The sequence below is a fragment of the Streptomyces sp. bgisy159 genome (assembly GCF_057707805.1).
The window spans coordinates 18,900-44,916 of record NZ_JBYIQX010000042.1 but is presented as its reverse complement, the minus strand read 5'-3'; the positions used below and the strand labels follow the sequence as shown (position 1 = coordinate 44,916).

At 72.1% G+C, this 26,017-nt stretch carries 34 protein-coding genes and 1 pseudogene; 11 read left to right on the top strand and 24 right to left on the bottom strand.

Features of this window, described 5'->3' with window-relative positions; all coding sequences use genetic code 11:
• Positions 1-241 precede the first annotated feature (241 nt).
• From AC3ET3_RS29340 to AC3ET3_RS29280, 13 genes and pseudogenes are all read right to left on the bottom strand, one after another.
• Positions 242-577, bottom strand: a complete 336-nt coding sequence (locus AC3ET3_RS29340) for a DUF2516 family protein (protein ID WP_432139458.1) — start codon at positions 575-577, stop codon at positions 242-244.
• 153 nt (positions 578-730) lie between these two features.
• Positions 731-1,408, bottom strand: coding sequence for a hypothetical protein (locus tag AC3ET3_RS29335; protein ID WP_435613181.1), 678 nt, complete (start codon positions 1,406-1,408; stop codon positions 731-733).
• Positions 1,409-1,530: 122 nt separating this feature from the next.
• Complete coding sequence (locus AC3ET3_RS29330; RefSeq protein ID WP_432139423.1) at positions 1,531-1,968, bottom strand: helix-turn-helix domain-containing protein; 438 nt, start codon at positions 1,966-1,968, stop codon at positions 1,531-1,533.
• 116 nt (positions 1,969-2,084) lie between these two features.
• Entirely contained in the window at positions 2,085-2,429 is a 345-nt protein-coding gene (locus AC3ET3_RS29325) for a hypothetical protein (RefSeq protein ID WP_435613180.1), read from the bottom strand.
• Between the two features lie 35 nt (positions 2,430-2,464).
• Positions 2,465-3,075 (bottom strand): annotated as a pseudogene (locus tag AC3ET3_RS29320) (hypothetical protein).
• A complete protein-coding gene (locus AC3ET3_RS29315; protein ID WP_432158290.1) occupies positions 3,072-3,308 on the bottom strand; it encodes a hypothetical protein in 237 nt (78 codons plus the stop codon). Before AC3ET3_RS29315 ends, AC3ET3_RS29320 begins: the two are co-directional and overlap by 4 nt.
• Complete coding sequence (locus AC3ET3_RS29310; RefSeq protein ID WP_432158289.1) at positions 3,305-3,856, bottom strand: DUF2269 family protein; 552 nt, start codon at positions 3,854-3,856, stop codon at positions 3,305-3,307. The genes AC3ET3_RS29315 and AC3ET3_RS29310 overlap by 4 nt, the downstream gene beginning before the upstream one ends.
• A 101-nt stretch (positions 3,857-3,957) precedes the next feature.
• The gene (locus tag AC3ET3_RS29305; protein ID WP_435613179.1) at positions 3,958-6,171 is read right to left on the bottom strand and encodes a HelD family protein; all 2,214 of its coding nucleotides are present in this window, start codon (positions 6,169-6,171) and stop codon (positions 3,958-3,960) included.
• Positions 6,172-6,249: 78 nt separating this feature from the next.
• Positions 6,250-6,861 (bottom strand): TetR family transcriptional regulator, encoded by a 612-nt coding sequence (locus tag AC3ET3_RS29300; protein ID WP_432139429.1) that lies wholly within the window; start codon positions 6,859-6,861, stop codon positions 6,250-6,252.
• An 86-nt stretch (positions 6,862-6,947) separates the two neighbouring features.
• Positions 6,948-8,174 carry a phosphotransferase family protein gene (locus tag AC3ET3_RS29295; protein ID WP_435613178.1) on the bottom strand — a complete coding sequence of 409 codons (1,227 nt, stop codon included), beginning with the start codon at positions 8,172-8,174 and terminating at the stop codon, positions 6,948-6,950.
• A 69-nt stretch (positions 8,175-8,243) separates the two neighbouring features.
• Positions 8,244-8,987: an HAD family hydrolase gene (locus AC3ET3_RS29290; RefSeq protein ID WP_435613177.1), complete on the bottom strand. Its 744-nt coding sequence runs from the start codon at positions 8,985-8,987 to the stop codon at positions 8,244-8,246.
• Positions 8,984-9,832, bottom strand: coding sequence for a winged helix-turn-helix domain-containing protein (locus AC3ET3_RS29285; protein ID WP_432139432.1), 849 nt, complete (start codon positions 9,830-9,832; stop codon positions 8,984-8,986). The genes AC3ET3_RS29290 and AC3ET3_RS29285 overlap by 4 nt, the downstream gene beginning before the upstream one ends.
• Before the next feature lie 3 nt (positions 9,833-9,835).
• A complete protein-coding gene (locus tag AC3ET3_RS29280) occupies positions 9,836-10,711 on the bottom strand; it encodes a FadR/GntR family transcriptional regulator (protein WP_432139433.1) in 876 nt (291 codons plus the stop codon).
• Between the two features lie 125 nt (positions 10,712-10,836).
• Here AC3ET3_RS29280 and AC3ET3_RS29275 point away from each other — a divergent pair, with 125 nt between their 5' ends.
• A complete protein-coding gene (locus AC3ET3_RS29275; RefSeq protein ID WP_432139434.1) occupies positions 10,837-11,019 on the top strand; it encodes a hypothetical protein in 183 nt (60 codons plus the stop codon).
• Here AC3ET3_RS29275 and AC3ET3_RS29270 read toward each other — a convergent pair.
• The 3 genes from AC3ET3_RS29270 to AC3ET3_RS29260 form a co-directional block, all read right to left on the bottom strand.
• Complete coding sequence (locus AC3ET3_RS29270) at positions 11,009-11,926, bottom strand: winged helix-turn-helix domain-containing protein (RefSeq protein ID WP_432139435.1); 918 nt, start codon at positions 11,924-11,926, stop codon at positions 11,009-11,011. The genes AC3ET3_RS29275 and AC3ET3_RS29270 overlap by 11 nt on opposite strands.
• A gap of 323 nt (positions 11,927-12,249) precedes the next feature.
• A complete protein-coding gene (locus tag AC3ET3_RS29265) occupies positions 12,250-13,509 on the bottom strand; it encodes a GNAT family N-acetyltransferase (protein WP_432139436.1) in 1,260 nt (419 codons plus the stop codon).
• 83 nt (positions 13,510-13,592) lie between these two features.
• Positions 13,593-14,189 (bottom strand): RsiG family protein, encoded by a 597-nt coding sequence (locus tag AC3ET3_RS29260; RefSeq protein WP_432139437.1) that lies wholly within the window; start codon positions 14,187-14,189, stop codon positions 13,593-13,595.
• A gap of 180 nt (positions 14,190-14,369) precedes the next feature.
• On the opposite strand from AC3ET3_RS29260, the gene dtd reads away from it, so the two are divergent.
• The gene (gene dtd, locus AC3ET3_RS29255) at positions 14,370-14,795 is read left to right on the top strand and encodes a D-aminoacyl-tRNA deacylase (protein ID WP_435613176.1); all 426 of its coding nucleotides are present in this window, start codon (positions 14,370-14,372) and stop codon (positions 14,793-14,795) included.
• A gap of 105 nt (positions 14,796-14,900) precedes the next feature.
• Here dtd and AC3ET3_RS29250 read toward each other — a convergent pair whose 3' ends face one another.
• The 6 genes from AC3ET3_RS29250 to AC3ET3_RS29225 form a co-directional block, all read right to left on the bottom strand.
• Positions 14,901-15,191, bottom strand: coding sequence for a DUF1416 domain-containing protein (locus tag AC3ET3_RS29250; protein WP_432139439.1), 291 nt, complete (start codon positions 15,189-15,191; stop codon positions 14,901-14,903).
• Positions 15,192-15,226: 35 nt separating this feature from the next.
• The gene (locus AC3ET3_RS29245) at positions 15,227-16,072 is read right to left on the bottom strand and encodes a sulfurtransferase (RefSeq protein ID WP_432139440.1); all 846 of its coding nucleotides are present in this window, start codon (positions 16,070-16,072) and stop codon (positions 15,227-15,229) included.
• A gap of 137 nt (positions 16,073-16,209) precedes the next feature.
• On the bottom strand, positions 16,210-16,290 hold the full coding sequence (locus AC3ET3_RS29240; RefSeq protein ID WP_350203226.1) for a putative leader peptide: 81 nt from the start codon (positions 16,288-16,290) through the stop codon (positions 16,210-16,212).
• A 197-nt stretch (positions 16,291-16,487) separates the two neighbouring features.
• The gene (locus tag AC3ET3_RS29235) at positions 16,488-17,210 is read right to left on the bottom strand and encodes an LmeA family phospholipid-binding protein (protein WP_432158282.1); all 723 of its coding nucleotides are present in this window, start codon (positions 17,208-17,210) and stop codon (positions 16,488-16,490) included.
• 106 nt (positions 17,211-17,316) lie between these two features.
• Positions 17,317-18,513: a hypothetical protein gene (locus AC3ET3_RS29230; protein ID WP_435613175.1), complete on the bottom strand. Its 1,197-nt coding sequence runs from the start codon at positions 18,511-18,513 to the stop codon at positions 17,317-17,319.
• 8 nt (positions 18,514-18,521) lie between these two features.
• Positions 18,522-18,776 (bottom strand): MoaD/ThiS family protein, encoded by a 255-nt coding sequence (locus AC3ET3_RS29225; protein ID WP_432139459.1) that lies wholly within the window; start codon positions 18,774-18,776, stop codon positions 18,522-18,524.
• 78 nt (positions 18,777-18,854) lie between these two features.
• Here AC3ET3_RS29225 and AC3ET3_RS29220 point away from each other — a divergent pair, with 78 nt between their 5' ends.
• Positions 18,855-19,121: a DUF3099 domain-containing protein gene (locus AC3ET3_RS29220; protein WP_432139443.1), complete on the top strand. Its 267-nt coding sequence runs from the start codon at positions 18,855-18,857 to the stop codon at positions 19,119-19,121.
• 29 nt (positions 19,122-19,150) lie between these two features.
• On the opposite strand, the gene AC3ET3_RS29215 is transcribed toward AC3ET3_RS29220, so the two are convergent.
• On the bottom strand, positions 19,151-19,513 hold the full coding sequence (locus tag AC3ET3_RS29215) for a DsrE family protein (RefSeq protein WP_432139444.1): 363 nt from the start codon (positions 19,511-19,513) through the stop codon (positions 19,151-19,153).
• A 190-nt stretch (positions 19,514-19,703) separates the two neighbouring features.
• Positions 19,704-19,877: a hypothetical protein gene (locus AC3ET3_RS29210; RefSeq protein WP_435613174.1), complete on the bottom strand. Its 174-nt coding sequence runs from the start codon at positions 19,875-19,877 to the stop codon at positions 19,704-19,706.
• Positions 19,878-20,050: 173 nt separating this feature from the next.
• Between AC3ET3_RS29210 and AC3ET3_RS29205 the strand changes: the two genes are divergently transcribed.
• The 8 genes from AC3ET3_RS29205 (at position 20,051) to ygfZ (ending at position 25,975) form a co-directional block, all read left to right on the top strand.
• Entirely contained in the window at positions 20,051-20,893 is an 843-nt protein-coding gene (locus tag AC3ET3_RS29205) for a helix-turn-helix domain-containing protein (RefSeq protein ID WP_435613173.1), read from the top strand.
• Positions 20,875-21,084, top strand: a complete 210-nt coding sequence (locus tag AC3ET3_RS29200) for a DUF397 domain-containing protein (protein ID WP_435613172.1) — start codon at positions 20,875-20,877, stop codon at positions 21,082-21,084. The genes AC3ET3_RS29205 and AC3ET3_RS29200 overlap by 19 nt, the downstream gene beginning before the upstream one ends.
• Positions 21,085-21,302: 218 nt before the next feature.
• Positions 21,303-21,965, top strand: a complete 663-nt coding sequence (locus tag AC3ET3_RS29195) for a hypothetical protein (protein ID WP_432158280.1) — start codon at positions 21,303-21,305, stop codon at positions 21,963-21,965.
• Positions 21,962-22,795: a hypothetical protein gene (locus tag AC3ET3_RS29190; protein ID WP_435613171.1), complete on the top strand. Its 834-nt coding sequence runs from the start codon at positions 21,962-21,964 to the stop codon at positions 22,793-22,795. Before AC3ET3_RS29195 ends, AC3ET3_RS29190 begins: the two co-directional genes overlap by 4 nt.
• Positions 22,792-23,730, top strand: coding sequence for a hypothetical protein (locus AC3ET3_RS29185; RefSeq protein WP_435613170.1), 939 nt, complete (start codon positions 22,792-22,794; stop codon positions 23,728-23,730). Before AC3ET3_RS29190 ends, AC3ET3_RS29185 begins: the two co-directional genes overlap by 4 nt.
• A 224-nt stretch (positions 23,731-23,954) precedes the next feature.
• Positions 23,955-24,530, top strand: a complete 576-nt coding sequence (locus AC3ET3_RS29180; protein ID WP_432139451.1) for a heme-binding beta-barrel domain-containing protein — start codon at positions 23,955-23,957, stop codon at positions 24,528-24,530.
• Positions 24,531-24,562: 32 nt separating this feature from the next.
• The gene (locus tag AC3ET3_RS29175) at positions 24,563-25,000 is read left to right on the top strand and encodes a Fur family transcriptional regulator (RefSeq protein WP_432139452.1); all 438 of its coding nucleotides are present in this window, start codon (positions 24,563-24,565) and stop codon (positions 24,998-25,000) included.
• Between the two features lie 9 nt (positions 25,001-25,009).
• Entirely contained in the window at positions 25,010-25,975 is a 966-nt protein-coding gene (gene ygfZ / locus AC3ET3_RS29170) for a CAF17-like 4Fe-4S cluster assembly/insertion protein YgfZ (RefSeq protein WP_432139453.1), read from the top strand.
• Positions 25,976-26,017: the final 42 nt, after the last annotated feature.

Sequence of the window (26,017 nt, the reverse complement as noted above, 5' to 3'; positions counted from 1 at the left end):
GTGGCCGGCGAGGCTGACCACCGGGTGGGAGACGGCCGAGGAGCGGCTTGACTGACTGCCCGGCTGGGCGGCGATCGAGGAGCGGCCTGACTGACTGCCTGGCGAGAAAAGCGGCCGGCGCCGTGAGGGGCCACTCACGGAGGAGACCGGCGGGCGTGGTGAGGGGCCGCGCGGGGTCGGCGGGCGGGTGAGGGGCGCCGCTCGTGGGGGTCGGAGGGTGGGGTGAGTACCGTCCGGGCGCTCAGCGGCCGCCGTTCCACGGGCCGTAGGGGCCGTCGCTGCTGGAGCCCCGGCCGCCTCTGCGACCGCCCCGGCCGGAGACCTGCTGGAGGGCGGGGCGTACGTCGACGAAGAAGACGATCGACGCGATGAGGCCGATGATCTGCAGGAACAGCATCGGGATCAGCAGGTTCACGGCGACCGCGATGCCGAGGATGATCAGCCAGAAGCCCTTGTTCTGCTTGCTGGCGGCCCGGTAGGCGTCCTCCCGGAAGAAGGCGGCCATCACGAACGCCCCCACGGCGAGCGCCAGCATGGCCAGGTAGAGCAGCCACATGAACCCGGCGAAGCCCTGCATCAGCACTACGTCCACCACCCGACTCGACTCGTCCTTACCCGGTCACCGTACCCGCACCATGACCCGGCTACCCGGTAGAACGGACCGGGCACCCGAGGAGTGCCCGGTCCGCCGGATTCACCCGTTTTCACTCGGCCTCACCGCCGACCGGGGTCACTTCGCGGGCGGGGTGGTCTTCTTCGCGGTCGTCTTGCGGGCCGGGGCCTTCTTGGCGGCGGTCTTGCGGGCCGGGCCCGTGTCGCCCTCGCCGGTGAGAGCGTCACCCTCGGCGTCCTTCACCGCTGCGGGCTCGGGCTTCAGCTCGGGCTCGGCCTTCGGCTTGGCCTCCGGCTCGACGGCGATCGCCAGCTCCTCGATCTCCTCGGCCGCCCCGCCGCGCCACTGGCGCACGGTCTGCTCGCCGTGCTCCGCGACCTTCTCGTACGTCTCACGGGCCTTGACCGCGTACTCCGCGGCCACACCGACGCCGCGCAGGGCGAGGTCCTGGGCGGACTCGCCGAGCTTCTTGATGTCGGCGTCGAGGGTGGTGCCGAGCTTCTTCAGGTCGCCGTCGAGCGAGGCGAAGAAGTCGGTGACCCGGGTCTGCAGGTTCTCCTGGGCCTCCTTGGCCTTGACGCCGGCCTCCTTGGCGCGCGCGGCGGCACGGTCCTGAACGGTCTTGGGGTCGGTGTTGCGAACGGCCTCGAAGCGGGCCGGCGCCTCGGCGCGCAGCTGCTCCACCAGGCCGGGCACCTTACGGGCCTCCTGCAGAGCCAGGTCGGCGGCGCCGGCGGCGAAGTAGAGGGGGGTCGGGTCGCTGAGGGTCTTGCGCAGGTCGTCGGTGATGGTCATGGTGAGGGTCCTCCCTTGGTTCGGGTCGTTCGCGTTCGGGTCGTTCGCGTTCGTGCTGTCCGCCGTGGATTCGGCTGAGGGCGGAGCTGGTCCGCAGTCGGGCGGCCGGTCCCCTGGTCCGGTCAACTGGCCGTCTGCTGCGGATCGGCGTCGGCGCCGGGGTCCTGCGAGTCGTCGGGTCTCGCGCCGTCGGGTCTCGCCCCGTCGGGCGCGAAGCCGTTCTCCTTGCGGAACGACTCGTAGATCTGGAGCAGCGCCTGCTTCTGCTGCTCGGTGAGCGTCGGGTCGGCGAGGATCACCGCCCGGGTCTCGACCTCGTCGCGGTCCCGCTCGGCATCCAGGATCCCCGCCCGCACGTACAGCGTCTCGGCGGAGATCCGCAGCGCCTTGGCGACCTGCTGCAGCACCTCCGCGCTCGGCTTGCGCAGCCCGCGCTCGATCTGGCTGAGATACGGATTGGACACCCCGGCGGCCTCGGCGAGCTGCCGCAGCGACAGCTGCGCGCTCCTCCGCTGCTCGCGCAGGTACTCACCGAGATTGCCGACGTTGAGCGAGGCCATACCCCCACAGTGCACCCCTGCGCTAACAATTGCAAGCACCTCGCTTGCAGGAGTGCGCCATGCCGTCCGGCAGGGCGCCTGTGACTGGGCACGTTGTCACTTGAGGAGGACAACTGTCACCGTGCGTCTTGGCGGACTCCCGTGCAGGCGAGGACTGAGCCTGCGTCGTCGGCGAAGAAGAGCATGAAGGCCCACGTCCGGTCCGGTGAGAAGATGCAGCCGATCCTGACCTGAGCCGCTTCGAGCCGGGTGAGGATGTCGACGGTGGACGGCAGGGCGAGAGTCTCAGCACCTCGCTTCCTCGCCCGTCGGAGACGAGCCGCGTAGATGCCGGCAAGCTGCTGACCGGGAACGCGGCCGTCCCATACGACGAAGTCGCCTCCGGCGAGAAGCGCCGCCCTGGCGGGTTCGCAGGCCGTGGTCTGGTTGCCCAGCATCACGGCAAGTTCCGCCCGGTCCATCTGTCCTCCTCCCGCCTTGCTGTCCCGCTGTCCGCTCAGTCGTCGAAGTGGAGGCCGGGCCGGGTCCAGAGTGTGAGGTCACTGCTGGTGGCGACCGCCAGGGTCAGGCCGGAGGGAGAGAACCCGGCCGCGCGGAGTTCTGAGTACTCGGAGTGGAAGACGTGCCACCACGTCCCTCCCGCCGCGCCTTTGTGGGACCCGCCGTCGGCAGAGAGGATGACGCGGTCGTGGGGCCACTCGGGGCTGACGACGTCCAGGGTCCAGCCGTCCGGCGTGGTGCTGTGCAGGCCGCCGCCGAAGAGTCCGGCTATGCGTACCGGGACGCCCGCGATTGGGCCGAGCCCCGGGCAGGTGAGGTCCGGGTGGGCGTCGGGAGTGCTCGTTTCCGGGTCAGGGTCCCGGTCGCGGGCGATCTTCTCGCCGGTGACCGCATCGAAGAGTCCATGGCCGTCGCTGGACACGACCATGATGAGGTCGTGTCCGCTGTCGGGATGGACGGCGAATCCAATACCGAGCAGGCCCCCGAACCGAGCAGGCCCCCGATGGGAGTCCTGCGGTCCATCACCGGCTGCCACGGCTCGGGGGCCGGCATGACGGTGGCAGCGAGATAGCGCTCGCGCAGCTTCTGCTGGTACTCCGTGATCAAGTCGTCTCCTCGGTGCGATCCGCGTCGAGGGTCTCTCGCGCAGCGGCCCACGTCGACTCGAATTCTTGGCGAGTGATCTCGGCAGCACCGTCCGCTTCTTGCCATCCGCGCAGTGCGCCCTCCGCGAGGACGCCGTACTGCCGCTCGTAAGCGGCCATGGCCGCGGGGTCAGGAGGCGGCCCGCAGCAAGAGGCGGCCGGGCCGGTGTCGTTCAGGTCCGTCGGCGCGGTCACGGGGACGACGGTACGCCGGGGCGCCGGCCGGCCTGCCGAGCGGTCGGCGCCGGGCGGCGGGTCCGTTCCCGTGCCGCGCGGCCGCGGCGGGTCAGGCCCCAGGGCTTGAGGACGGAGATGACCGTCATGAAGACGTACGCGGTCAGGGAGACGATCGGGCCGTGCAGGACGTCGTCGGGCAGCGGCCGGCCGGCGGCGACCTCGGCGGTCGCGGAGTTCACCGTCGGACGCAGCACGAAGGTGGTGGCGGTGAGGGCGGCGAGGGTCAGCCAGAACTTGACGTAGACCCAGCGGTGCCTGGCCAGCCCCCACTTGGTGCCCAAGGACAGCGCCAGACCGCTGGCCAGGGTGAGCAGGGCCACCGGGAGCAGCAGCCAGTCGGCGAAGAGCTTCATGGCGCGGACGGACCCCTCCACGGTCGCCGCGGACCCGGTGGTGGCCGCGGTGACGGCGAGGGCGAGCAGGCCGAACGTGAGGCCCAGCCAGCCCGCCGAGGCGACGACATGGACGACGAGGAGGGCCCGGCGTGCGGGTCGGCGCAGTTCCATGCGTTCACCGTGCCGCGCGCGGGGCGCTGCGGCGTCTGACGGCGGGAGTAAGCGGGCCTGCTCCCCGCGCCGTACGCCCGCCCTGGTGAGTGCGGCACGTGTCAACCGCGGTCGTGGACACGGCTGTCGCTGCCGGGGGCCTCCCAGGGGAGGTCCCCCGTGTGGACCACCACCAGCCGGGACACCGCCCGGGTGAGCACCACGTACAGCCGGTTCAGGCCGCGCGCCTCCCCCTGAGCGACGGCGCTCGGCTCGACGGCGACGACGTGGTCGTACTCCAGCCCCTTGACGGCGCTCGCCGGGACCAGGCTCAGCCGTGCGCCCGGCTCCTCGGGGCCGGCGGGGCTCAGCCCGGCCCCGGTGAGGGCGTCGCGTACGGCTGCGGTGTGGGCGTCGGCGGCGACGACGCCGACGGAGCCCTCGTGGGCCAGCGCCTCGCGTACGGCGGCGACGACCTCGGCGAACAGGTCGCCGTCCGCGCGCCGGGTCCGCAGCTCGCCGTCGGCGCGCAGGGAGCGGGCGGGCGGTACGTCGACGTCGAGGCGGGTCAGGAGGCGGTTGGCGAGGTCGGCGACCGGCCCCGGCACGCGGAAGCCGGTGGTCAGCCCGATCACCGGCGCCTGCGGCCGGCCCAGGTGGGCGAGCTGGACGGGCCAGGAGCGGGCCGCCCACGGGGTGGTGCCCTGCGCCAGGTCGCCGAGGACGGTCAGCGAGCCGAACGGGACCCGCCGGGCGATGGCGCGGCACTCCATCGGGGAGAGGTCCTGGGCCTCGTCGACCACCACGTGCCCGTACCCCTCGGGGTGCTCGACGAGCCCGGCGAGTTCGTCGAGCAGGACGAGGTCGGCGGCCGACCAGCGGGCGGACTTCCAGGACCGGGGCGGGCGCGCCCAGGTCAGCGCCGTCCGTTCGGCCGGGTCGAGCAGGCCGTCCGCCGCCCGCCGCAACGCCTCGCCGCCGCGGAGGAGTTCGGCGAGCACCTGCTCCGGCCGGGCCGCCGGCCACACGGCGTCGACGCAGGCGGTGACCGCTCGTGACCGCTCGACGCGCCGCTGCCAGGCGCCCGGCCGGGGCCCGCCGCGCCGCTCCGCCTGCTCGCGCAGCCGGCGCACGATCCGGGCCCGCACCCGCTCCCGGCCGGTCCCGTACGGGGGTTCCTCGGCCCGGACCCCGGCCACGATCCGGGCGAGGTCTCCGGCCGTGATCCGCCAGCGGTAGGAGCCGTCCGGGACGACCAGGTCGGTGGCGTGGTCGGCGGCCACGCGCGCGTACAGGGCGCGGCGCAGCACCTCGGCCATGCGGGCGTCGTGCTTGACGGCGGCGGTGGGCGCGGCGTCGGTGGCGGTTGCCGGGTGGCGGGCGATCTCGTCACAGAGGGTGGACTGGCGTACGTCCGTCTCGCCGAGGGCGGGCAGGACCTCGGCGATGTAGGAGAGGAAGGCGCGGTTCGGGCCGAGGACGAGCAGGCCGCCGCGGTGCACGCGCTGCGGGTGGGTGTAGAGGAGGTAGGCGGCGCGGTGCAGGCCGACGGCGGTCTTGCCGGTACCGGGAGCGCCCTGGACGCACACCGACTCGGTCAGGGCGGCGCGTACGAGGTCGTCCTGCTCGGGCTGGATGGTGGCGGCGATGTCCCGCATGGGGCCGACGCGGGGGCGTTCGATCTCCCCGGCGACGATCGCGCTCGGCCGCGCCCCGTCCGCCTCGGCCTCGTTTCCTGCCCCGGCTCCAGCTCCGGCCCCGGTCCTGGTCCCGGCTCCCCCTCCGGCTCCGGTCCTGGTACCGGCTCCGGTCCTGGTTCCGGCTCCAGCTCCGGCTCCGGCTGCCAGGTGCTCGTCCTCCAGCCCCGTCAGGTCGGCCGAGTCGCCGCGGCTGCCCGGGGCCCAGCCGAACCGGCGGCGGACGGCCACGCCCTGCGGGTCGCGGGGGCCGGCCTGGTAGAAGGCGCGGGCGACGGGGGCCCGCCAGTCGACGACCAGGGGCGGCGAGGCCGGGTCGGTGCCGATGCGCAGCCGGCCGATGTGCAGCCGCTCGCGCGTCCCGCACCGATCCTGGCCCCGGTCCCCGTCCCGGCCCTCGCCCTCGCCCTCGTCCTCGCCCCGGAAGTCCAGCCGGCCGAAGAACAGCGGGCCCTCGGGCAGGTCCCGCAAGGCCTTCGCGTGGCTGCGCAGCCGGTAGCCGAGGGCCTCGGCGTCGGCACCGGACGCGGAGACGTCCTCGCCGGTGACGACCTGCCGCGCCGCTCCGGCGACCATGGCGGCGAGGGCGGCACGGCAGGTGTCGTGGTGGGCTCGTTCGAGGTCGAGTTCGCGGTCCATGCGGGGAAGCGTACCCAGCAAACGTTACCGAGTTATATTTATTACTCGATTGCATTCAAGGGCCGGTGCCGACCCCGCTCACGCGTAGCGCCGCAGCCCCTCCCCCAGCAGCCCGAACGCCCGCTCGGCCGCCCGCACCGCGTCCTGCCGTACGTCCGCCGCCCGCTCCCCCGCCGCGATGCGCCGCCAGTTCTCCAGCGCGAGGATCCGCTGCACGGCGATGATCTGCCCGGCGGCCAGCCGGGCCTCCAGGTCGCCGCCGAGCGCGTCCGCCAGCGCGGCCTCCGCCCGCTCCAGATGGGCGGAGAGCCGGGCGACCAGGGCGGGGGTGCCGTAGAGCAGGGTGTGGAAGGCGAGGACGTCGGGGTCGTCGTTCAGCCCGGTGACGGGGTCACCGGCGGCCAGCCGGTCCAGGAAGTGCCGGCGCAGCGCCCGCAGCGGCGGCTCGTCCGGCGCGCCGGACACCACCCGCGCGGCCTCCCGTTCGTGGTCGGCGATCCGGTGCAGCACCAGGTCCTCCTTGGCGGGGAAGTACCGGAACAGCGTGGGCTTGGACACGTCGGCGGCCGCCGCGACCTCCGCCACCGACACCGCGTCGAAGCCGCGCTCCACGAAGAGCCGGACCGCGACGTCCGACAGCTCCTGATACATCCGCCGCTTCTTGCGCTCGCGCAGCCCCAGCTCAGCCATGCCAGGAGCCTACGCACCCGCCCGGACCGCGACCCGCCGGCCGCCGAGCCGGGCACGCGGCGCGCCGGGCCACTCCCTCCAGGAACCTACGCCCCCGCCCCCGCCGCAGTACGCCGTACCGCCCCCCGGGGTGCCGGCGCGGGTCCGGGGGCCGGCGGGCCGGGGCTCGTGGCCGTGTCGGGGTGGGACGGGGGGCGGCTGCCGGCGCCCGGGCCGTGGTCGGCGTGCCAGGCGCGCAGGGCCGCCTCGGCCTGCTGCTCGCCGATCGGCTCGTCCGTGCGGCCGAGCGGGCCCCAGGCGCGGCGCAGGGCGCGGTGGACGCGTTCGGCGCCCTGCCGGAAGTCCCCGTCGGCGGGCTCGTCCGGCAGGGCCAGGGCGGCGCGCATCACGTCGGGGAACAGGGACTGGACGTACTCGAAGTCGAGGTAGGCGCCGAGGTCGCGGTCCAGGCCGGCGGTCATCCGGGCGTGTCCGGCGGCGGTCAGCGAGTCGGCCCACAGGTCGGTCAGGACGCGTCGCTCGGTGTCGTCGTAGTCCATGCGGACCAGGTGGGTGGCGAGGTCGTGCAACGGGTCGCCGTACAGGGCGAGTTCCCAGTCGACGACGGACAGCCGCTCGCCCAGCGGGGTCCGGTCGACCACGACGTTGCCCCGGTGGACGTCGGTGTGCAGCAGGCAGAACGGGCGCGGCAGGAGGGCGCGCGGGGTGGTCAGGAAACGTTCCACCGCGTCGTGCGGGATGCCCACCCGGTCGAAGAGGGCGCCGAAGCGAGGGCGGTTGGCCAGGTGGACCCGCTCCTCGGCGAAGCGCGCCAGGCGGCACAGGAACGCCGTGGTGTCCGGGGAGCGCGGCCAGTCCGCGGGCGGCGTCGGCAGGGCGTCGGCCGGCACCGAGACGAGCCGGGCGAAGAAGTCGGCGAACGCGGCCAGCCGCACGTCGCCCACCGGGCCCTTGGGCGTCTCCTCGGCGAGGACCCGCCCGGGTACGTAGTCGTGCAGCGACCAGGAGCCGAAGTCGGCCAGGCAGCGCGGTACGTCGTCCAGCCGCTCGCCCACCGCGGACAGCACCGCCGACTCCGGCCACAGCCGGGGCACCACCTCCACGGTCCGCAGCGGCACCCGGAACTTGGCGGGCACCTGACCCGACTCCAGCCCGAGCAGCCGGGCCAGCGGCCCGCCCACCGGGAGGATCAGATTGCGGTTGTGGTGACCGACGACGGCTTCGCCGCCGGACAGGCCGGCGCCCAGCAGTCGGGCGCGCGCGAGGAGACGCACCAGGGTCAGGCGTGCTCCCTGAGGCGGTTGGGACGACATGGCCGCAGAGGGTATCCGCTCCGGCGTGACGCTCCTCACATCCGGCCACGATGTGGACAGAACGTTCGCTCACGCGTGCGCCCGCACCGCGCGCAGCAGCGGCTCCAGGGAGCGCACGACGTGACGGTGCTCCACCCCGGACCGCAGCAGCATGTGCTCCTTGACGTCGTTACGCGCGTAGCCGATGAACCGGACCCCGGCGTCACGGGCCGCCGCGTGGTCGGTGACCGTGTCGCCGATCATCAGCGAGTCGCCGGGCGCGGCGCCCAGGGCCTCCAGCGCCCGGTGCAGGGTGTGGGGGTGCGGCTTGAGCAGGCTCATGTCCTGGGTGCGCCCGTAGACGTGCGGCGCGAAGCAGGGCAGCAGGCCGCGGCTGTGCAGGTAGCGGTTGACCGTGCGGGCCGAGTTGTTGGTCACCACGGCGAGCCGCGTCCCGGTCGCCACCCAGGTGCGTATCAGGGGGTCGGCGTAGGCCGTCGGCATCGCGTGCCGTACGGCTCGCAACTCGTGCTGGGTCAGCCGCTCCTCCAGTTCGAGGAAGAGGTCGCTGCGGGGGTGGCGGCGGCCGAAGGCGCTCAGCCGGGTGTAGGCGTCGCGCTGGATCCGCTCCTCGTCGGTGAGCAGCCCGAGCAGCCCCCGTGCGCGGAACAGGGAGAGTTGGTCCTCCGAGAGGTGGTTACCCGAGTCGCCGGGGAACAGGGCACAGATCGGTCCGTCGAAGTCGAAGAGGACATACCGTGTGCGCGCGACCAGCTCTCGCAGATCGTCGGCCTCGCTCGTCACCAGGTCGGTCCGTCCCGTGTCGGCAGTCACCTGCCGAGTGTGGGCCGTTCGGCGGTCGATGCCCAGAGGGCCTCGAAGTACCGCGCGGCGTCCTGGAAGGCCTCGCCCTCCTGGCCGGGAGCACCGCGCCGGTACTCGAAGAGCTGCGCCTGGAAGCCGCCCACGTCCAGTACCTCGAACTCCCCCTCGCCGGGCAGCTGGTAGGTGCGCGGCCCCACGTGGTACCTGCCCTGCAGGGCCAGCGCGCCGTTGAGCAGGTACAGCTTCTCCGACGGCCAGAACGGCAGGGCGCCGAAGGCCGGGGGCCGCGCGTCGATGCCCTCGGCGGCGAACGCCTCCAGCCGCCACTTCATGACGGACTCCTGCTTGCTGATCTGGTTGCGCAGCTCGGCCCGCACCCGCTCGGCCAGGTCGGGCCGGCCGACCGGCCGCGGGTAGGGGAGTTCGGCGTCGGGGCCGGGCACCAGGCACCGCAGTTCGATGGACCGGGGGCGCAGCTCGCGGCGCAGCACCGCCATGTGCACCTCGTTGAGCGCCCACAGCAGGGTCTCGGCGGTGAAGCAGACGGCGTCGACGCGCACCTCGTCCGCGCGAAACGCCTCCGCCAGATAGCGGCCCAGCACCACCCGGGAGGCCCGGGACCGCCGGGCGGGCGGCGGGGCCGCGCCGGCGACCCGGGGCGGGCTGCCCTTGGTGAGGTGGGTGAGCAGCCCGTCCTCCTTCAGGGCGCGCAGCGCCTGGCGGACCGCGCCGCGCTCCACGCCGAACTCCTCGGCCAGCTCGGCCTGGGTGGGCAGCCGGTCGCCGGCCTTCAGCTCGCCGGCGCGGATCCGGCCGCGCAGGCTGTCCGCGATGTTCTGGGGGGTCGTCGTCACGGTTCAGCCCAGGTCCAGGTCGGAGGTGATGGTCTCCCAGAGGGCGTCGAACCACTTCTGGGACTGCTCCACGAACGCCGCCTCCCGCGGGCCGCCGTCCCGCTCGAAGCTGAACAGCAGCGACTCGGCGTCCAGCACGTCGTACAGGTCGGTCGGGCCGTGGTCGGTGCGCTCCTCGCGGCGGCCGACCTGGTAGTACGCCATCAGTGCCTCCTGTCCGTCGAGCAGGAAGAGCTTGACCGGCGGGGTGAACGGCAGCGCCCGGAAGGTCACGTTCACCTCGATGCCGTGGGTCGCGCGCAGGGCGTACAGATTGTGCCGCAGCACATGGCCCTGGGCGTTGCGCCGGGCCAGCCACCGCTCGTGCACGGACTCGTCGGTGCCGTCCACGGGCGCGGGGAAGGCGAGGTTGATGGTCCGGGACGGCAGCAGGACGCGCACGTCGACGGCCCTTGGGCGCAGCCGGTCCTCGTGGACGAGGCGCAGCGGCTCGCCCATGGCGACCATCAGGGTCTCGGCGGTGAGGCAGACGACGTCGATCCGGACCCGCGGCGCGTCGAACGCGGCGACCAGGCGCGGGGCGAGCGCCACCATGGCCGGCCGGGGCTCGTCCCGGCCCGCGGACGCGGCCTCGGCGACGCGCGGGGGGCTGCCCTTGCTCACGTGGGTGAGCAGCCCGTCGCCCTGCAGCGCCCGCAGGGCCTGGCGCACGGCGGCGCGCTCCACGCCGAACTCCGCGGCGAGCTCGGCCTGGGTGGGCAGCCGGTCGCCCGCCTTCAGCTCGCCGGCGCGGATGCGCTCGCGCAGCGCCTCGGCGATCTCCCGGGGGGTGCGCCTTCTGCCGCCGTCCACCACCACGTTCTCCTGGGTCACGACCAAACGCTACAACTCATATCCATCTTAAGGGACTTACCCAAAAGTTGTTTGGCAGTTGTCGCCAAGTGGGGACAACTTAAGCACAGTTGGTTGCCAACTTAAGAAAGTTGGTGGGAGGAGGTAGGCCCATGTCCCCACTCGCCCTCGTCTCCACGGCCCTGGAACAGGTCGTCCAGTGGAAGTACGGCACCGCCGGCACCGTCGGACTGCTCCTGTTCAGCGGGGGCATGAAGGCGCAGAGCCCGACGGCGACCTCGCTCGGCGCGGTGATCCTCGCCGTACTGGTGGCCGGCCCCGCGGTCAGCTCATAGCCACCAGGTCCGAACTGATGGTCTCCCACAGTGCGTCGAACCACAGGTGGGACTGTTCCACGAACAGCGTGTCCCGCGGTCCGGCGCCCCGCTCGAAGGCGAACAGCATCGACCGGGTGCCCTCCGCGTCGTACAGCGCCATCCGCTCCTGGCCGACGACCTGCTCACGCCGCTCCAGCCGGTAGTACGCGAACAGCGCCTCCGAGCGGTTGAGCAGGTACAGCTTCACCGGCGGGGTGAACGGCAGCGCCCGGAAGGTCACCGTCACCTCGATGCCGTGCGTCGCGCGCAGGGTCCGCAGGTTGTGCCTGAGCACCTGGACCTGCGCGTTGCGGTGCGCGAGCCAGTGGCGGTGCAGGCTCTCGGCGGGCGAGGCGGTGTCCACCGGGGCCGGGAAGGCGAGGTCGATGTCGCGGGCGGGCAGCAGGACCCGGACGTCGACCTTGGCCGGTTTCCGACGGTCCGTGTGAATCTGCCGGAGGGGTTCGCCCATGGCAAGTGTGAGGGAGACGGCGGTCAGGCAGAGCGCGTCGATCTCGACGTGGTCGGCCGCGAACGCCTCCGCAATGCGCGGCGCGAGCGCCACCATCGTGGGCTGCGGACCGTCCGCCGCACGGAGCCCGGACGGGCTCCGCTCCAGGTCCGGGGCCACGGTCGGCGGGGCGCCCTGGGTGGCGCCGGTGAGCAGGCGCTCCTCCCGCAGGATCCGCAGGGCCTGGCGCACCGCGCCGCGCTCCACGCCGAACTCGTCCGCCAGCCGCGCCTGGGTGGGCATGCGCTGGCCCGGTCGCAGCACCCCCGACCTGATCCGGGCGCGCAGTTCGTCGGCCACGTCGCGGTGTGATTTCTGTGGCCGCTGTTGCCTCTTCCGCCCACTGGCGGAGGCGTGTTCCGGCTCCACGGCCAAACAGTACAACTTCCCGCCATCTTTGGGCAGTTCAGCGAGAGATGGTTATAAGCCGCTTCCAAGCGGACATAAGCAGAGTGAAGTTGGCAGCCAACTTCCACAACATGGTCAAGCTTGCCGGTGGTTGGTCGGGTTCCCTTCCGGAGGGGAGCCGGGAGCCCGACAGGAAACCGGACCGGCACGAGACGGCACAGTCACAACTGAACACCGCGCACAGCCACAACCGAACATCGACAACTGAACATCGACCACTGAACAATCCGCGCTACGGATCCACCGAACGGCACGAGCATCGCAGCCCAGGGGGAAGGAGCGACCCACACTCAGAACATGTCCGGGCACCACGGTCGCCTGGACGTACGCAGCAGGGCGTCCGCCTTCCGGGCGGCGCCCGCTCGTTCTTCGCGCACCCGGCCCAGCGCCGCCAGCCGCACCGCCGACTCGTCGCCCAGCCACAGCGGCGCCAGGTCGGCCACGTCGAGCGTGAGGTCGGCGCTCCGGGTGCTCGGGGTGCAGGACGCCCCCTCGGGCGAGGCCTCCAACAGGAACCGGCCCCCGGTGAACCCGCCCGGGTCGGCCACCTCCAGCACCAGCCCGCCCCGGCCCTCGTACGTCCGCGCCTCCAGCGCCCGTACGACGTCCAGCAGCCGCACCCACAGGAAGTCGGCGAGGCTGACGATCCGCGCCGCCCGCGGGTCGGGCAGCAGAAGGGGCAGCACGTCGTCGGGGGCTCGGCAGCCGGAGCGCACCGTCACCACCCAGTCGATCGAGCACAGGTAGTGCCACAGCGCGCGCTCGGCGGCCGGCGTGGCCGCGACCAGCCACTCCACGGTCGCGGTGTTCAGCGGCTGCTTGGCGTCGCCCCACTTGTCGTCCGCCCCGTAGCGGACCATGCCCTCGATGTCGCCGGACGCCGAGCGGTACAGCGCGAAGAACGGCTCGGTCCAGTCCGGCTCGGCGCGCAGGACGCCCGTCTGGAACTGCCACCAGCGCTCGCTGCGGCTCACCGCGCCCGGCTGTGCCCGGCGCACGCGCTCGAACAGCTCGGGGCCCAGCTTGCGGACGTCGGCGCCGTCGAGCAGCTCGATGCGGCCGCCGTCGTCCGGGACCGCCCGGCGCGGGTCCAGCCCGGTCCGGGGCACGTCGATCGCCCACTCGGCGGTCCGGGTCGCGACGCCGAAGCCGTAGCGGCCGTAGATCGGATACTCGGCGGCGATCAGCGTCGCGGCGACGTCCCCGCGGTCCTTCGCGGCGGCCAGGTCGTGGCCCATCATGCGGGTCAGCAGGCCGCGGCGGCGGTGGGTGGGGGAGACGGTCACGTTGGTGACGGCGTCCGTGGGCACGATCGCCCCGCCCACGACGGTCAGCTCCTGCGCGAACGACCGGAACGTGGCCACGCACCGCCCCGCGTCGAATGCCCCCTGCGTCCGCGCCGGCTCCATCCCCGACGCCCGCGCGGCCACCACCTCCTCCGGCACGTCCCGGCTCCGCAGGAACCCGACGTTCATCGCCCGCACCCACGCGGGAATCTCGGCCTCGGTGATCGCACGGACATCGATGTCGGTGGCGGCGTGGCTGGTCATGAGGCCACGGTAGGCGGCCCACCGCTCGGCTGTCGCCCGCATTTCCGACCGCCGACGGGGGCGGGCGCGCGGGCGGCCACGGGTCAGGTCAGGAGGTCGTCGATCTGGGCCTCGCCGTCCCGGTAGCGGCGGGTGATCTCGGTGCTGCAGCCGTCCATGGTGCGCTGGCGGGCCAGGCGGTGGCGGGAGACCTGCTGCTCGTAGCGGGCGAGGCGGTCCATCGCCGCGGCCAGCTCGGCGTCGGTGCGGGCGCCCAGGTCGGACAGCTCCACCTCGGCGAGCATCTCGGCGGCGAGCCGCCGGTACTCCTCGCTGTGCGGGGTGGCCACGGTGACGTGGCGGGCGGAGGAGCGCTGCCGGGCCGGGCCGTCCGCGAGGATCTCGGAGAGGCGGGCCACGACCGACGCCTCACCGGGAGCGGGCCGCAGGGGCGCCGCCGCCGCGCCGCGCCGCGCGAGCTCCGCGCGCAGGATGTCGATCCGCCCGTGCAGCAGCCGCCGTACGTAGCTGAGGTCCGCCTCGTCACGCTGGGCGTCCCGGCGCAGGGTGCGCAGCTCGGCCAGGCTCAGCCGGGACAGGTCCGGTCGCGGCGGCTCCCCCGCCGGCTCCGGACTGTCGGTGCGCTGCACGGGCGTCCGCAGGGTGGTCGTGCCCCGCTGCCCGGTACTCGGTGTGCTCATTCCCTCTACCGTCCCCTCGACCGGCGTGTGGCTAGCATCGTGCCACCCCGAGTGGCCGCTCGGTTACCGAGTGCCCCCGAACGGCCCAGATGCGGGCCAAAGGATCAAAAGGAGACCGGCTCACGGCCAGGTCTGGGACCGGGTCACGGGGGTCGCCGGCGGGCACGGCATGATGGCCGTATGCGAGCGGTGGTGCAGCGGGTGGACGGCGCGAGCGTCGTCGTGGACGGCGAGACGGTCGGCGCGATCGAGGGCGAGGGACTGTGTGTCCTGGTCGGCGTCACGCACGAGGACACCAAGGAGAAGGCGGCCCAGCTGGCCCGCAAGCTCTGGTCGATCCGCATGCTGCAGGACGAGAGGTCGTGCAGCGACATCGACGCGCCCCTGTTGGTGATCAGCCAGTTCACGCTCTACGGCGACGCCCGCAAAGGCCGCCGCCCCACCTGGAACGCCGCCGCGCCCGGTGACGTCGCCGAGCCCCTGGTCGACGAGGTGGTGTCCCAGCTGCGCGCGCTCGGCGCGACGGTGGCGACGGGCCGCTTCGGCGCCCGCATGCGGGTGTCGCTGACGAACGACGGCCCGTTCACGGTGCTGCTGGAGATCTGAAGCCCGCGCCCCGGAGCACCGCTCGGGGTCCGGGCAGGGCGAAGAGGGCCGTACCCCAAGGCGTCCAACCCGCGGGGTACGGCCCTCCTGCCGTTCGGGGACCGGTCAGACCGCGATCGCGACCTCGGCCAGAGCGCCCTTCTCGGCGACGACGACGGTGCGGTCGGCGCTGCCGCCGGGCACCAGCGCGCGCACGGTCCAGGTGCCCTCTGCCGCGTAGAACCGGAACTGGCCGGTCGCCGAGGTGGGGACCTCGGCGGTGAACTCGCCGGTCGAGTCGAGCAGACGCACGTAACCCTGCACGGGCTCGCCGCCGCGGGTCACCTGACCCTGGATGGTGGTCTCACCGGGCTTGATCGTCGAGGCGTCGGGGCCGCCGGCCTTCGCTCCGCACATGTTGAACTCCTTGAGGGGTAAAGGTCGGTGAGGTCTTACTTGTTGGCGCCGAGCTCGATCGGCACGCCGACGAGGGAGCCGTACTCGGTCCAGGAGCCGTCGTAGTTCTTGACGTTCTCCACACCGAGCAGCTCGTGCAGCACGAACCAGGTCAGCGCGGAGCGCTCACCGATGCGGCAGTACGCGATGGTGTCCTTGGCGAGGTCGACCTGCTCCGCGGCGTAGAGGGCCTTGAGGTCCTCGTCCGACTTGAAGGTGCCGTCGTCGTTGGCGTTCTTCGACCACGGGATGTTCCGGGCGCTCGGCACGTGGCCCGGGCGCTGCGACTGCTCCTGCGGCAGGTGGGCCGGGGCGAGCAGCTTGCCGGAGAACTCGTCGGGGGAGCGCACGTCGACCAGGTTCTGCGAGCCGATGGCGGCCACGACGTCGTCGCGGAAGGCGCGGATCGACTTGTCCTGCGGCTTGGCCCGGTACTCGGTCTTCGCCCGCTCGGGCACCTCGTCACCGGCGACCAGCTCGCGCGCGTCCAGCTCCCACTTCTTGCGGCCGCCGTCGAGGAGCTTGACGTTCTCGTGGCCGTAGAGCTTGAAGTACCAGTAGGCGTACGACGCGAACCAGTTGTTGTTGCCGCCGTAGAGGACGACCGTGTGGTCGTTGGCGATGCCCTTCTCCGACAGGAGCTTCTCGAAGCCCTCCTGGTCGACGAAGTCGCGGCGGACCGGGTCCTGGAGGTCCTGGGTCCAGTCGATGCGGATCGCGTTCCGGATGTGGTTCTTCTCGTAGGCGGACGTGTCCTCGTCCACCTCGACGATGGCGATGGTCGGGTCGTCCAGGTGCTCCTGGAGCCAGTCGGCGTCGACCAGGACGTCGCTGCGGCTCATGCTGTTTCTCCTCCGGGGCAGTTGCGGCGGGGGCGTGCGAGTGGGAGAGGCGTGCGCGCAGGCCGTACGGGGGCGCGGCGCACGGGGTGCCCGGACGGAGCCGGGCGGGGGATACGGAAGCGCGTCGGCGCTCCCGCTCAGACGGTGCGACAGAGCATGGCGGCGACACGGCACAGGTCTACTGCCCGCCGCTTCGTGAGATCCGCCTGTCGCTTCATGCCCTCGATCGTAGGGACGGACGGGCGGGCATGTCACCGGCGTGTCATATAGCGAGACGGGATCGTCCGAATGCCGGGAAACGAAAAGCGCCCGGGCAGCCCCCGCAGGGGTCCCGGGCGCTCGCGGCCCTCGTCGTGCGGGCCGGCCATCTGCGGTACGGACGCCGCCGTCTCGCCGATCGGACAGGGAGCCGGCGTCAGCCCGCCAGCCGCACGTCGGTGCCCTTCACCGTGATGTCGACGCCGTCCTGCGCGGCGGTCACCTGGTCGAGCTTGATGCCGCCCGGCAGACCCTCGATCTTCTGCTGGAAGTCGGTGATGGAGCGCACCTCGTTCTCGGCGGCCCGGACGCCGGCGAAGCTGGGCAACGAGTCGGCGTGGACGCGGACGGTGTCGCCGTCGACGGTGACCGTGCTGAGGACGTAGACGGTCTGCGGCAGGATCGACGGCTTCACGCCGACCTTGATCTTGCCGTTGCCGCCGTCCGCGAGACTCACCACCTTCGCGGTGATCCCGAGGCCGATGTCCTGCGGCTCCGACTTGGCGGCCTTCAGCAGTTCCTCGTAGGTGATGCGGGCGGTGCCGGTGGCGCTGTCGGCGGTGGCGGAGCTGTAGTCGCCGGAGAACTCGACGCCCTTCATGTTCGCCTGGAGGTTGTCGATGCGGATCTTCCTGCCGTCGCCGGTGTCCGCCTCGTAGTCGTCGATGCCGACCTCGACGTCGTCCAGGGAGCCGCCGGCGACCTGGGTCAGGAACGGGAAGCCCTTGATCGAGACGTCCGGGGTCTCGGCCAGGTTCTCGCTGGTCCGCAGCTTGTCGGCGGCCTCGTCCTCGGCGAAGCCCACGGCCAGCCGGTCCGCGAGAACGAAGAGACCGCCGAGGATCACCGTGACGATCAACAGTATTCGAAGCGCGCGCATTGCGTTGGTTCCCCCGTGTGGAAGTAGGGCGGCGGCGGTCGGTGACCACCCACGGTAGCCCTGGGGGCAAGGGGAGCCGTGAAATTGTCGATCACCTGTGACATGGCTAGCCCAGCGCCCGCCCCAGCACGTACACCGCCGGGGCCGCCGCAGCGAGGGGCAGGGCCACGCCCGCCGTGAAGTGGACGAACCGCGACGGGTAGTCGTAGCTCGCCACGCGGTGCCCGATCAGCGCGCACACGGCCGCGCCCGCGCCGAGCACCGCGCCCTTCGTGCCGAGGTCGGTCATCCCGCCCACCGCGGCCCCCGCGCCGGCGGCGGCCAGCAGCGCCGCCACCACCGAGACCGGCCCCGGCAGCGGCAGCGCCCGCGCGACGACCGCCACCCCGACCGCAGCCGCGCCGACCGACACGGCGTCCGGTTCGGCGCCGAGGTAGCCCGTCGCCACGATCGCCAGCGCCGCCGAGGCGACCGTCGCCATCAGGCCGTACATCCGCTCGTCCGGGTCGGCGTGCGAGCGCAGTTGCAGCACCAGGGAGAGCAGTACCCACACGCCGAGGGTGCCGAGGATCGCGGCGGGCGCGTGCGAGCGGCCGGCGGCCAGCAGCGCGGCGTCGGCGACCAGTGCGCCGAGGAACGCCAGCGCGATGCCCTGCCGGGCCGGCCACATCCCGTTCAGCCGGAACCACCCGGCCGCGGTGACCGCCTGCAGCGCCACGACGGGCAGCAGCAGCCCGTACGTCCCCACGGCCGCGGCCCCGGCCAGCAGCAGGCCGAGCAGCAGGGTGAGCCCGGCGGGCTGGATCCCCGGCTCGATGATCGGGGACCGGCCTTCGAGGCGGGCCCGCTGGGCGTCGGTGATCCGGGAGTTCCCGGCGAGGGTGGCGGGGCCGTAGGCCGGGGCCGGTTCCTCGGTGGCGGCGGCCGGGGCGGGTGCCTGGTTCGGCTGCGCGAGGTACGAGGTCTGCGCGGCGTCCGCCACCGGCACCGGCGGCTGCACGCTGGTCTCCCAGGTCTGCCCCTGCCACTGCTGGGTGTACTGCTGGGCCTCGTCGTAGCCCTGCTGGGCCTGGGGGTACTGCGTGTACTGCTGCTGGTACTGCGGTTGCTGCTGGTATTGGGGCTGCTGCTGGTACTGCGGTTGCTGCTGGTATTGGGGCTGCTGCTGGTAGGGGGGCTGCTCCTGCTGGTGATGCTGGGGCTGCTGGTACTGGGGTTGCCCGTACGGGTCGTGCTGCTGCTGACCCTGATACGGGTCGTACCCCTCTTGGCCCTGGTAGGGCTGGTAAGGCTGGTCGGACATCGGTCTGCTCACCCTCCTGCGAACGGCGGGAGCACCTCGACCGTGCCGCCCTCGGCCAGCCGTACCGTGTCATGCTCACGCGTCCCCACGGGGTCGCCGTCCACCAGGAACGAGCAGCGCAGCAGCACGCGCGTGAGTTCCCCGGGGTGCCGTTCCCGTACCGCCGCGAGCGCGCCGGCGAGGGTGTCCGCGTCGTACGGCTCCTCGGCGACCCCGGCGGCAGCCTTGGCGGCGGCCCAGTAGCGCACCGTGACCTTGGCCATCTCGTCCCTCTGGTCTGTCATGTCGGTCGGGCTGTGTCGGCTTCAGGCTACTGGGCTCGGCCGACCTACCCTGGACCCATGTACGCACGCCGGCGTCACATCTACTTCGCCATGATGGCGACGTGCCTGGGCCTCTTCGTCCTGGCCTGGGGAGTCGTCCGCATCTGGTCGATCCCGGCCGCGGTCGCGATGTGTCTGGTAGCGATGGTCATCCCACCCCTCGCCGCGATGGTCGCCAACCGGCGGGGCCCGGAGGACCGCTGGTGGGACGACCCCTCCGGGGATCCGAAGTCCGACGAGTGGTGGGACGAGCTGGACGGCAAGAAACGGCGCCCGCGCCAGTAGGCGGGTCCCCGTCCGGGACTGAGCCGGTCTCAGTAGACGAGCGCCTGCGTCTCGTCCCCGAGCGCCTCCTGCACGAAGACCTGTGCGCCGGCGATCCGTACGCCCTCGATCACGTCCTTCTCGGTGATCTCGCGCCGGGCCGCGCACTGCGTGCACAGGGTGACGCGCCCGCCCGCCATGATCGACTCGATCAGGTCCGGCAGCGGCGCCGCGTGCGGCAGCTCGAACTCGGCCGCCCGCCCGGGCAGCGCGAACCACGCCGACTCCCCGGTCAGCCACAGCGACACCTCGACGCCGCTGGCCACGGCCACCGCCGCCACCGTGAACGCCTGGGAGCACCGCTCGGGCGCGTCGGCCCCCGCCGTCACCTTGATCACGAGCCTCTTGTCCATGGGCGGAAGGGTAGTCCCAGCAGCAGTACGGCGACGCCGAGCACGGTGAGCAGCCCGTGTCGCCCGCGTCGCACCACCCGCACCGCCCGGCGGGGCTCCGGCGGAGCCGGCGGGGGCGGCGGGGACGGAGCCGGTGGCCGGGGCGGGTAGCCCGGGTGGAAGGGCGGCAGCGCGTACGGCACCCGTTCGCTCACGCGCGGTGGTCCTTCCTCTGATGGCGGCGCAGCAGCACGTTCGCGTCGGTCTCCGCGCTCCGGTCGTACGCGGCCCGCGCGGCCTCCCGCAGCACCAGCAGCTCGGCGCAGGTGGCGCAGCCGGGGACGGGCTGCGGCGGCCGGCTCAGGTCATCGTCGATAACAGGCATGACTTTTCCACCCTTTCGTCCAACATATATACGGAAAGCACCAGTTGCACTACTCTGCGTATTCCTGGGCTGATACGAGGATGGCGCAGGGCGGGGGCCGTCGGGGCGTTGACGGGGCTTAACGCAACAAGGGGCGGTCTAAACGCAACAAGCGCAACAAGCGAGGGGGTGCCATGCCGCCGAGGCGGGCGATCACGGGCAAGAGCCAGGAACCGCGGCTGCGCTACGCGGAGGAGCTGCGCTTACTGCGCACCGAAAAGGGCCTGACGCTTCGGGAGTTGGCCGATGCGGTGGGCTGGGACTCCTCCGTCTTCAGCCGCCTGGAGAACGGACACACGCTGGGGAGCCCGGAGATCGCCGAGGCCCTGGACCGGTACTACGGCACGCGGGGCCTGCTGCTGACGCTGTGGGAGCTGGCGATGGGTGACCCCACGCAGTTCAAGGAGCAGTACCGGCGGTACATGATCCTTGAGTCGGAGGCGGTGAGCTTGTGGCACTTCGGGGTCAGCACCGTCCACGGCCTGCTCCAGACCGCCGAGTACGCCCGGGAAGTGCTCGCAATCGGCGGGGCCGACGGCGACGAACTGGACCGGCAGATCGAGGCGCGAACCGGGCGACGGCAGTTGCTGGAGGGGCGCGAGGCTCCTGCTTTCCGCGCTTTGCTCGCTGAGGCCGCTCTGCGGACCCCCCTGCTGGACCCCGGCGCCTGGACGAGGCAGCTGCAGCACCTGTTGGAGGTGTCGGAGCGGTCGAGCGTCACCATCCAAGTGCTGCCTCAACATGTCGGACTGTACGGCTTGGTGAGCACCGACGTGATGTTCCTGCGGCTGCCGGACGGACGGACCGTGGCGTACACGGAGAACGCCCTGCGAGGCGAACTGGTCGAGGAATGCGCCTCTGTCGAGCGACTGCACCGTGCGTACGATTCGATGCGTGACGCGGCTCTGAATCCCGCCCAGTCACGGAAGTTCATCCTGCGGATGTTGGAGGAGACGCCGTGCGATCCATCGACCTGAACGGTCTGACGTGGCGCAAGAGCAGCTACAGCAATCCGGATGGCGGCGCGTGCCTCGAAGTCGCCGAAGCCGTGCCCTCCCTCACCCCCGTCCGGGACAGCAAGGACACCACCCGCACCCCCCTCCTCCTCTCAACTGCCGCCTGGGCGGCCTTCGTCGGGGGTGTGCGGCGAGGAGCCCTTCCCGGATGAGACCAACTCGTGATCGAAGAATGCACAACTCACGGTGTTGTACATGAGTCCCCTGTGAAGCGCGTATGCGGAGTGCGCGCTTCACATTTGTGGGGGATGTCTTGGAAATACCCGAATCGGTAACGGAATCGGCACCGGACCCCGTTCCGGAATCCGTACCCGCGGAAAGACCACGGCGCCGGCGCGGGCGTACGACGCTGCTGATCGCGTCCGCCGCCGTGCTCGGTGCCGTCGCGGGCGGCTGTACCGGATACCTGATCCAGGCGGACCGGAACGCCACCGCGCTGCCCCCGCTGTCGCAGCCCACGCTGCCGCAGGCGAAGGGGCCGGCGCCGAAGCCGCTGTCGGCCGCTCGGGACCGGCAGGTCAGGATGGACGGCGACCTGCGCGAACTGCTGCTGGACAAGCCCCGCGGCGCGAAGGACGTGGACGGGCTCAAGGGCAACGACGGCTGGCTCCCGATGTATGAGTACGCCAACTACTTCGACAAGCCCGTGCGGGCCTTCGGCGCCCTCCTCGACGACGAGTTCCGCCGCGCCGTCACCACCGGCTGGGAGGTCGGCAACAGCTACACCGTGGAGATCCAGCTGGCCCAGTTCCGCCAGGAGGAGGACATGGTGGTCGACCACCGGGTGGAGACGTCCGAGCGCTGGGCGGACAACGAGTCCGACACCGACAGCTGGCCGGTCCCGGGCACGGAGAACGGCATGGTGTACGTCCACCGCACACCGGAGGAGAAGCCGGGATACCTGCCCCTGTACGGGGCGGAGGCCTACGCGTGGCGCGGGGACACCGTGATGGGGGTCTGGGTCTACTCCAGCAAGCCGATCGCCAAGGCGACGATCATGGACCTGGCCAAGCGGCAGATGGAGCGGCTGTGAGCGAGAACCGGACCGAGCCCGTCGTCCTGAGCGAGGCGCAGGAGGAAGCGGCACCCGATGTCCCGCCGCAGCCCGTGAAGAAGCCCGTGCGGTGGGGCCGGATCGCCACCGCCGCCGGCGCGGCGCTCGTCGTGGGGGCGGTGGTCGCCGGGGTCGGGTACACCGTCGTCACCGTGCGGGACGCCGACCGGGACGCCGGAGACCCCGTGTGGGCGTTCCCCGAGGAGACCGCGCCGACCGCCGTGCCGCCCAGCCCGACCGGACTCGCCGGCGTGATCGTGCCGTACGACACCGAGTGGGACCGGGGCCCGGACCTGGAGGACTTCGGCGCGGACGCCCAGCTGAGCGGGAAGCGGGCCGCGGCGCTGCGCAAGCAGGCGTTCAGCGATCTGCCCCGCACCGAGCGCAAGCAGCTGGAGAAGGAGATCGACAAGGAGCGCGTCCGGGGGATGGCGATGCGCAGCTACGCGGGCCCCTACGGCTCCGACGGGGTCACGGTGAGCATCGTCCTCACGCAGATGGACAACAAGTCGGCCGTCCGTGACGCCTCCAGCTGGCAGAACGACTTCCTGGCGGATCTCGACGCCATACGCAAGGGTCCCGAGGTCGAGGACCACAAGAACACCAAGTGTTTCCTGCCGCCCAAGGAGGACGCGGACGAGGACGAGGACGACGAGGAGGCGCTCGACGCGATGATCTGCTCCGGGTACGTGGGAGACGTCCTGGTCAACCTCACGGCGTCTGGCGAGAGCGAGGCGTTGACGGACTACGTCCCGCGCCTGCTGGCCAATCAACTGGACCGCATCAAGGCCCCGGGAGCGGCCGTATGACCGAGCAGCCCCAGTCCGAGCCGCAGACCACGGACGGTCCGGTGAGCGACGAGCACGGTTCGGGGGCCGCCCCGGACGGCGTCCCCGCACCTCCGCCACTCCCCCCGATGCCACCGCAGGCCCCGCCCCCGCCCGAAGCACCGGAACAGGCCCCGGCCCCGGCCCCGGTCAAGAAGGACCGCCGGGTCCTGCGGGCCGTGCTGCGATGGACCGCCGCCGTCGTCGTCTTCGCCACGGCGGGGGCCGGAACGGCGTACGGCATCACGCGGATGGAGCGCACCGACGTGCCGGGACTGGCGACCGAGTCGGACGGGCGGTGGGAGTACCCGGCGCTGAGCCGGCCGCCGCTGCCCTCCGGCAGCCCGGGACCGTTCGCGGTGGACAACGAGGCCGGTACCCACCACGCCGACCTGCGCGCCCTGGTGCTGCCGGCACCGAAGGGCGCGACGGAGGACAAGGCGCTGCGCGGCACCGACGGGTGGCTGGCGACGAAGGACCTCCTCGCGGAGTTCCCGGACGAGAACGACCGCGCCGGCCTGGCCCAGCAGCTGAAGGACTACGGGCTGCGGCACGTGGCGGCGCGTGGCTGGACCACCCCGGACGGCACCCACACCCGCGTCTACCTGCTGCGCTTCAGCACGGCGGAGGTCGCGGAGAGCCTGTCGGACGAGCTGGTGCGGTACGGCGATCCGGCCTACCGCGTGCGCGGCACGGACGAGGTCGAACTCGACGAGGACTTCCCGGAGAACGCCGACGTCCGGAACGTGGAACGGTCCCCCCACGTCGAGAAGGAACCCTACGGCGACGAGCAGGTCCGCTACGCCTACCTGACCGCCGGCGACGTCGTCGCCCTCGTCGTGCAGTCCCGCAAGGGCGGTGCCGCGGCCGTGCCCTTCCAGCAGACGGTCGTGTTGCAGAGCCAGCTGCTGGGGTGAGCGGGGCGGGGGCGTACCTCACAAGGAGGGCCGGGCCCCGGCCGCGTAAGCTGGGGCCCGGCCCTGTACGTACGTACCCCACTCCGCTCATCCGAGGAGCAACCCGTGGAGATCTTCTTCGAGTCCCTGCTGGTCCTGGTCTGCGTCGGCGTGCTCGCCTTCGCCGGTCTGACCGTGAAGAAGCTGTACCAGGGCCAGCGCTGATCCATAGCTAGGAACCCCTCATGATCGAGATTCCGTCCGACCTCCACAAGGACCTCGTCCCCCTCGCCTTCCTGCTCGGCAACTGGGCGGGTGCGGGTGTGCACGACTTCCCCGGCGCCGAGAAGTGCAACTTCGGCCAGGAGGTCAGTTTCACCCACGACGGCCGGGACTTCCTGGAGTACCACTCCGCGACCTGGGTGCTGGACAAGGACGGCAACAAGGTCCGTCCGCTGGAGTCCGAGCACGGCTACTGGCGGATCGACGCCGAGCGCAAGGTCGAGGTGACGATGACCCGCGACGACGGCGTCATCGAGATCTGGTACGGCGAGATGGCCCACCAGAAGCCGCAGATCGACCTGGTCACCGACGCCGTGGCCCGGACGGCCGCCTCCCAGCCGTACAACGGCGGCAAGCGGCTCTACGGGTACGTCAAGAGCGACCTGATGTGGGTCGGTGAGAAGCAGACCCCCGAGGTCCCGCTGCGCCCGTACATGTCGGCCCAGCTGAAGAAGGTCGTCACCCCGGAGGACGTGGAGCGCTGGGCGAAGGCCCTCCCGGAGGACATGCCGGACGACGGGATCGCCTTCTTCAAGTAGGCGGGCCTTCGAGTGGTCCTAGACTTTCCGGTGTGGTGAGCACTGACTGGAAGAGCGATCTGCGGCAGCGCGGCTACCGGCTGACGCCGCAGCGGCAACTCGTGCTCGAAGCCGTGGAGTCCCTGGAGCACGCGACCCCCGACGACATTCTCGGCGAGGTCCGCCGGACCGCGTCGGGGGTCAACATCTCGACGGTGTACCGGACGCTCGAACTCCTGGAGGAGCTCGGGCTGGTCTCCCACGCGCACCTGGGGCACGGGGCGCCGACCTACCACCTCGCGGACCGGCACCACCACATCCACCTGGTCTGCCGGGACTGCGAGAACGTGATCGAGGCCGATCTGAAGGTGGCCGCCGAGTTCACCGCCAAGCTGCGGGACGAGTTCGGCTTCGAGACCGACATGAAGCACTTCGCGATCTTCGGGCGGTGCCGGAGCTGTGCTCTGAAGGGTTCAACTACCGGGTCGTAGGCTAGGGGTATGAAGAGCCCCCTGCTGTCCCTGCCCGGCGCCGTCCCCGCCGAGGGTGTGGACGAAGGCGTCGCCGCCCATTACGGCGATCTGTTCCGCGAGCAGCGCGCCCTCGCCGACGGCACCGGATTCGTCGACCTCTCGCACCGAGGGGTGATCACCGTGTCCGGCGCCGACCGGCTGAGCTGGCTGCACCTGCTGCTCACCCAGCACGTCAGCGACCTGCCCGCCGGGCGGGCCACCGAGGCGCTGATCCTCTCCGCGCACGGGCACATCGAGCACGCGCTGTATCTCGTCGACGACGGCGAGACGGTCTGGGCGCACGTCGAGCCCGGCACCCGGGAGGCGCTGGTCGCCTACCTGGAGTCGATGAAGTTCTTCTACCGGGTCGAGGTCGCCGACCGCACCGACGACATCGCGGTGGTGCACCTGCCCGCCGGTTCCATCGCCCCGGTCCCGGACGGCGTCGTCGTACGGGAGACGCCCTACGGGCGGGACCTGTTCCTGCCGCGCGAGGACCTGGAGGCCTTCGCCGAGCGGGTCGGGTCACCGGCCGGGCTGCTGGCGTACGAGGCGCTGCGCGTCGAGCACCACCGGCCCCGCCTCGGCTTCGAGACGGACCACCGCACGATCCCGCACGAGCTGGGCTGGATCGGCTCGGCCGTCCACCTGCAGAAGGGCTGCTACCGGGGCCAGGAGACGGTCGCCCGGGTGCAGAACCTCGGCAAGCCGCCGCGCCGCCTGGTCTTCCTGCACCTCGACGGCAGCGAGGTGCACCTCCCGGCGCCGGGCACGGAGCTCCGGCTCGCGGCGGACGGGCCCGACGGCCGCAGGATCGGCTTCGTGACGACGTCGGTCCGCCACCACGAGCTGGGCCCGGTCGCCCTCGCCCTCGTCAAGCGCAACGTGCCGCTCGACGCCCCCCTGGTCGCGGGCGACACGGCCGCCGCCCAGGAAGTCGTCGTGGAGCCGTAGCCCCAACGTCGACTTGCTTCTCCGCGCCCCTCACCGATGATG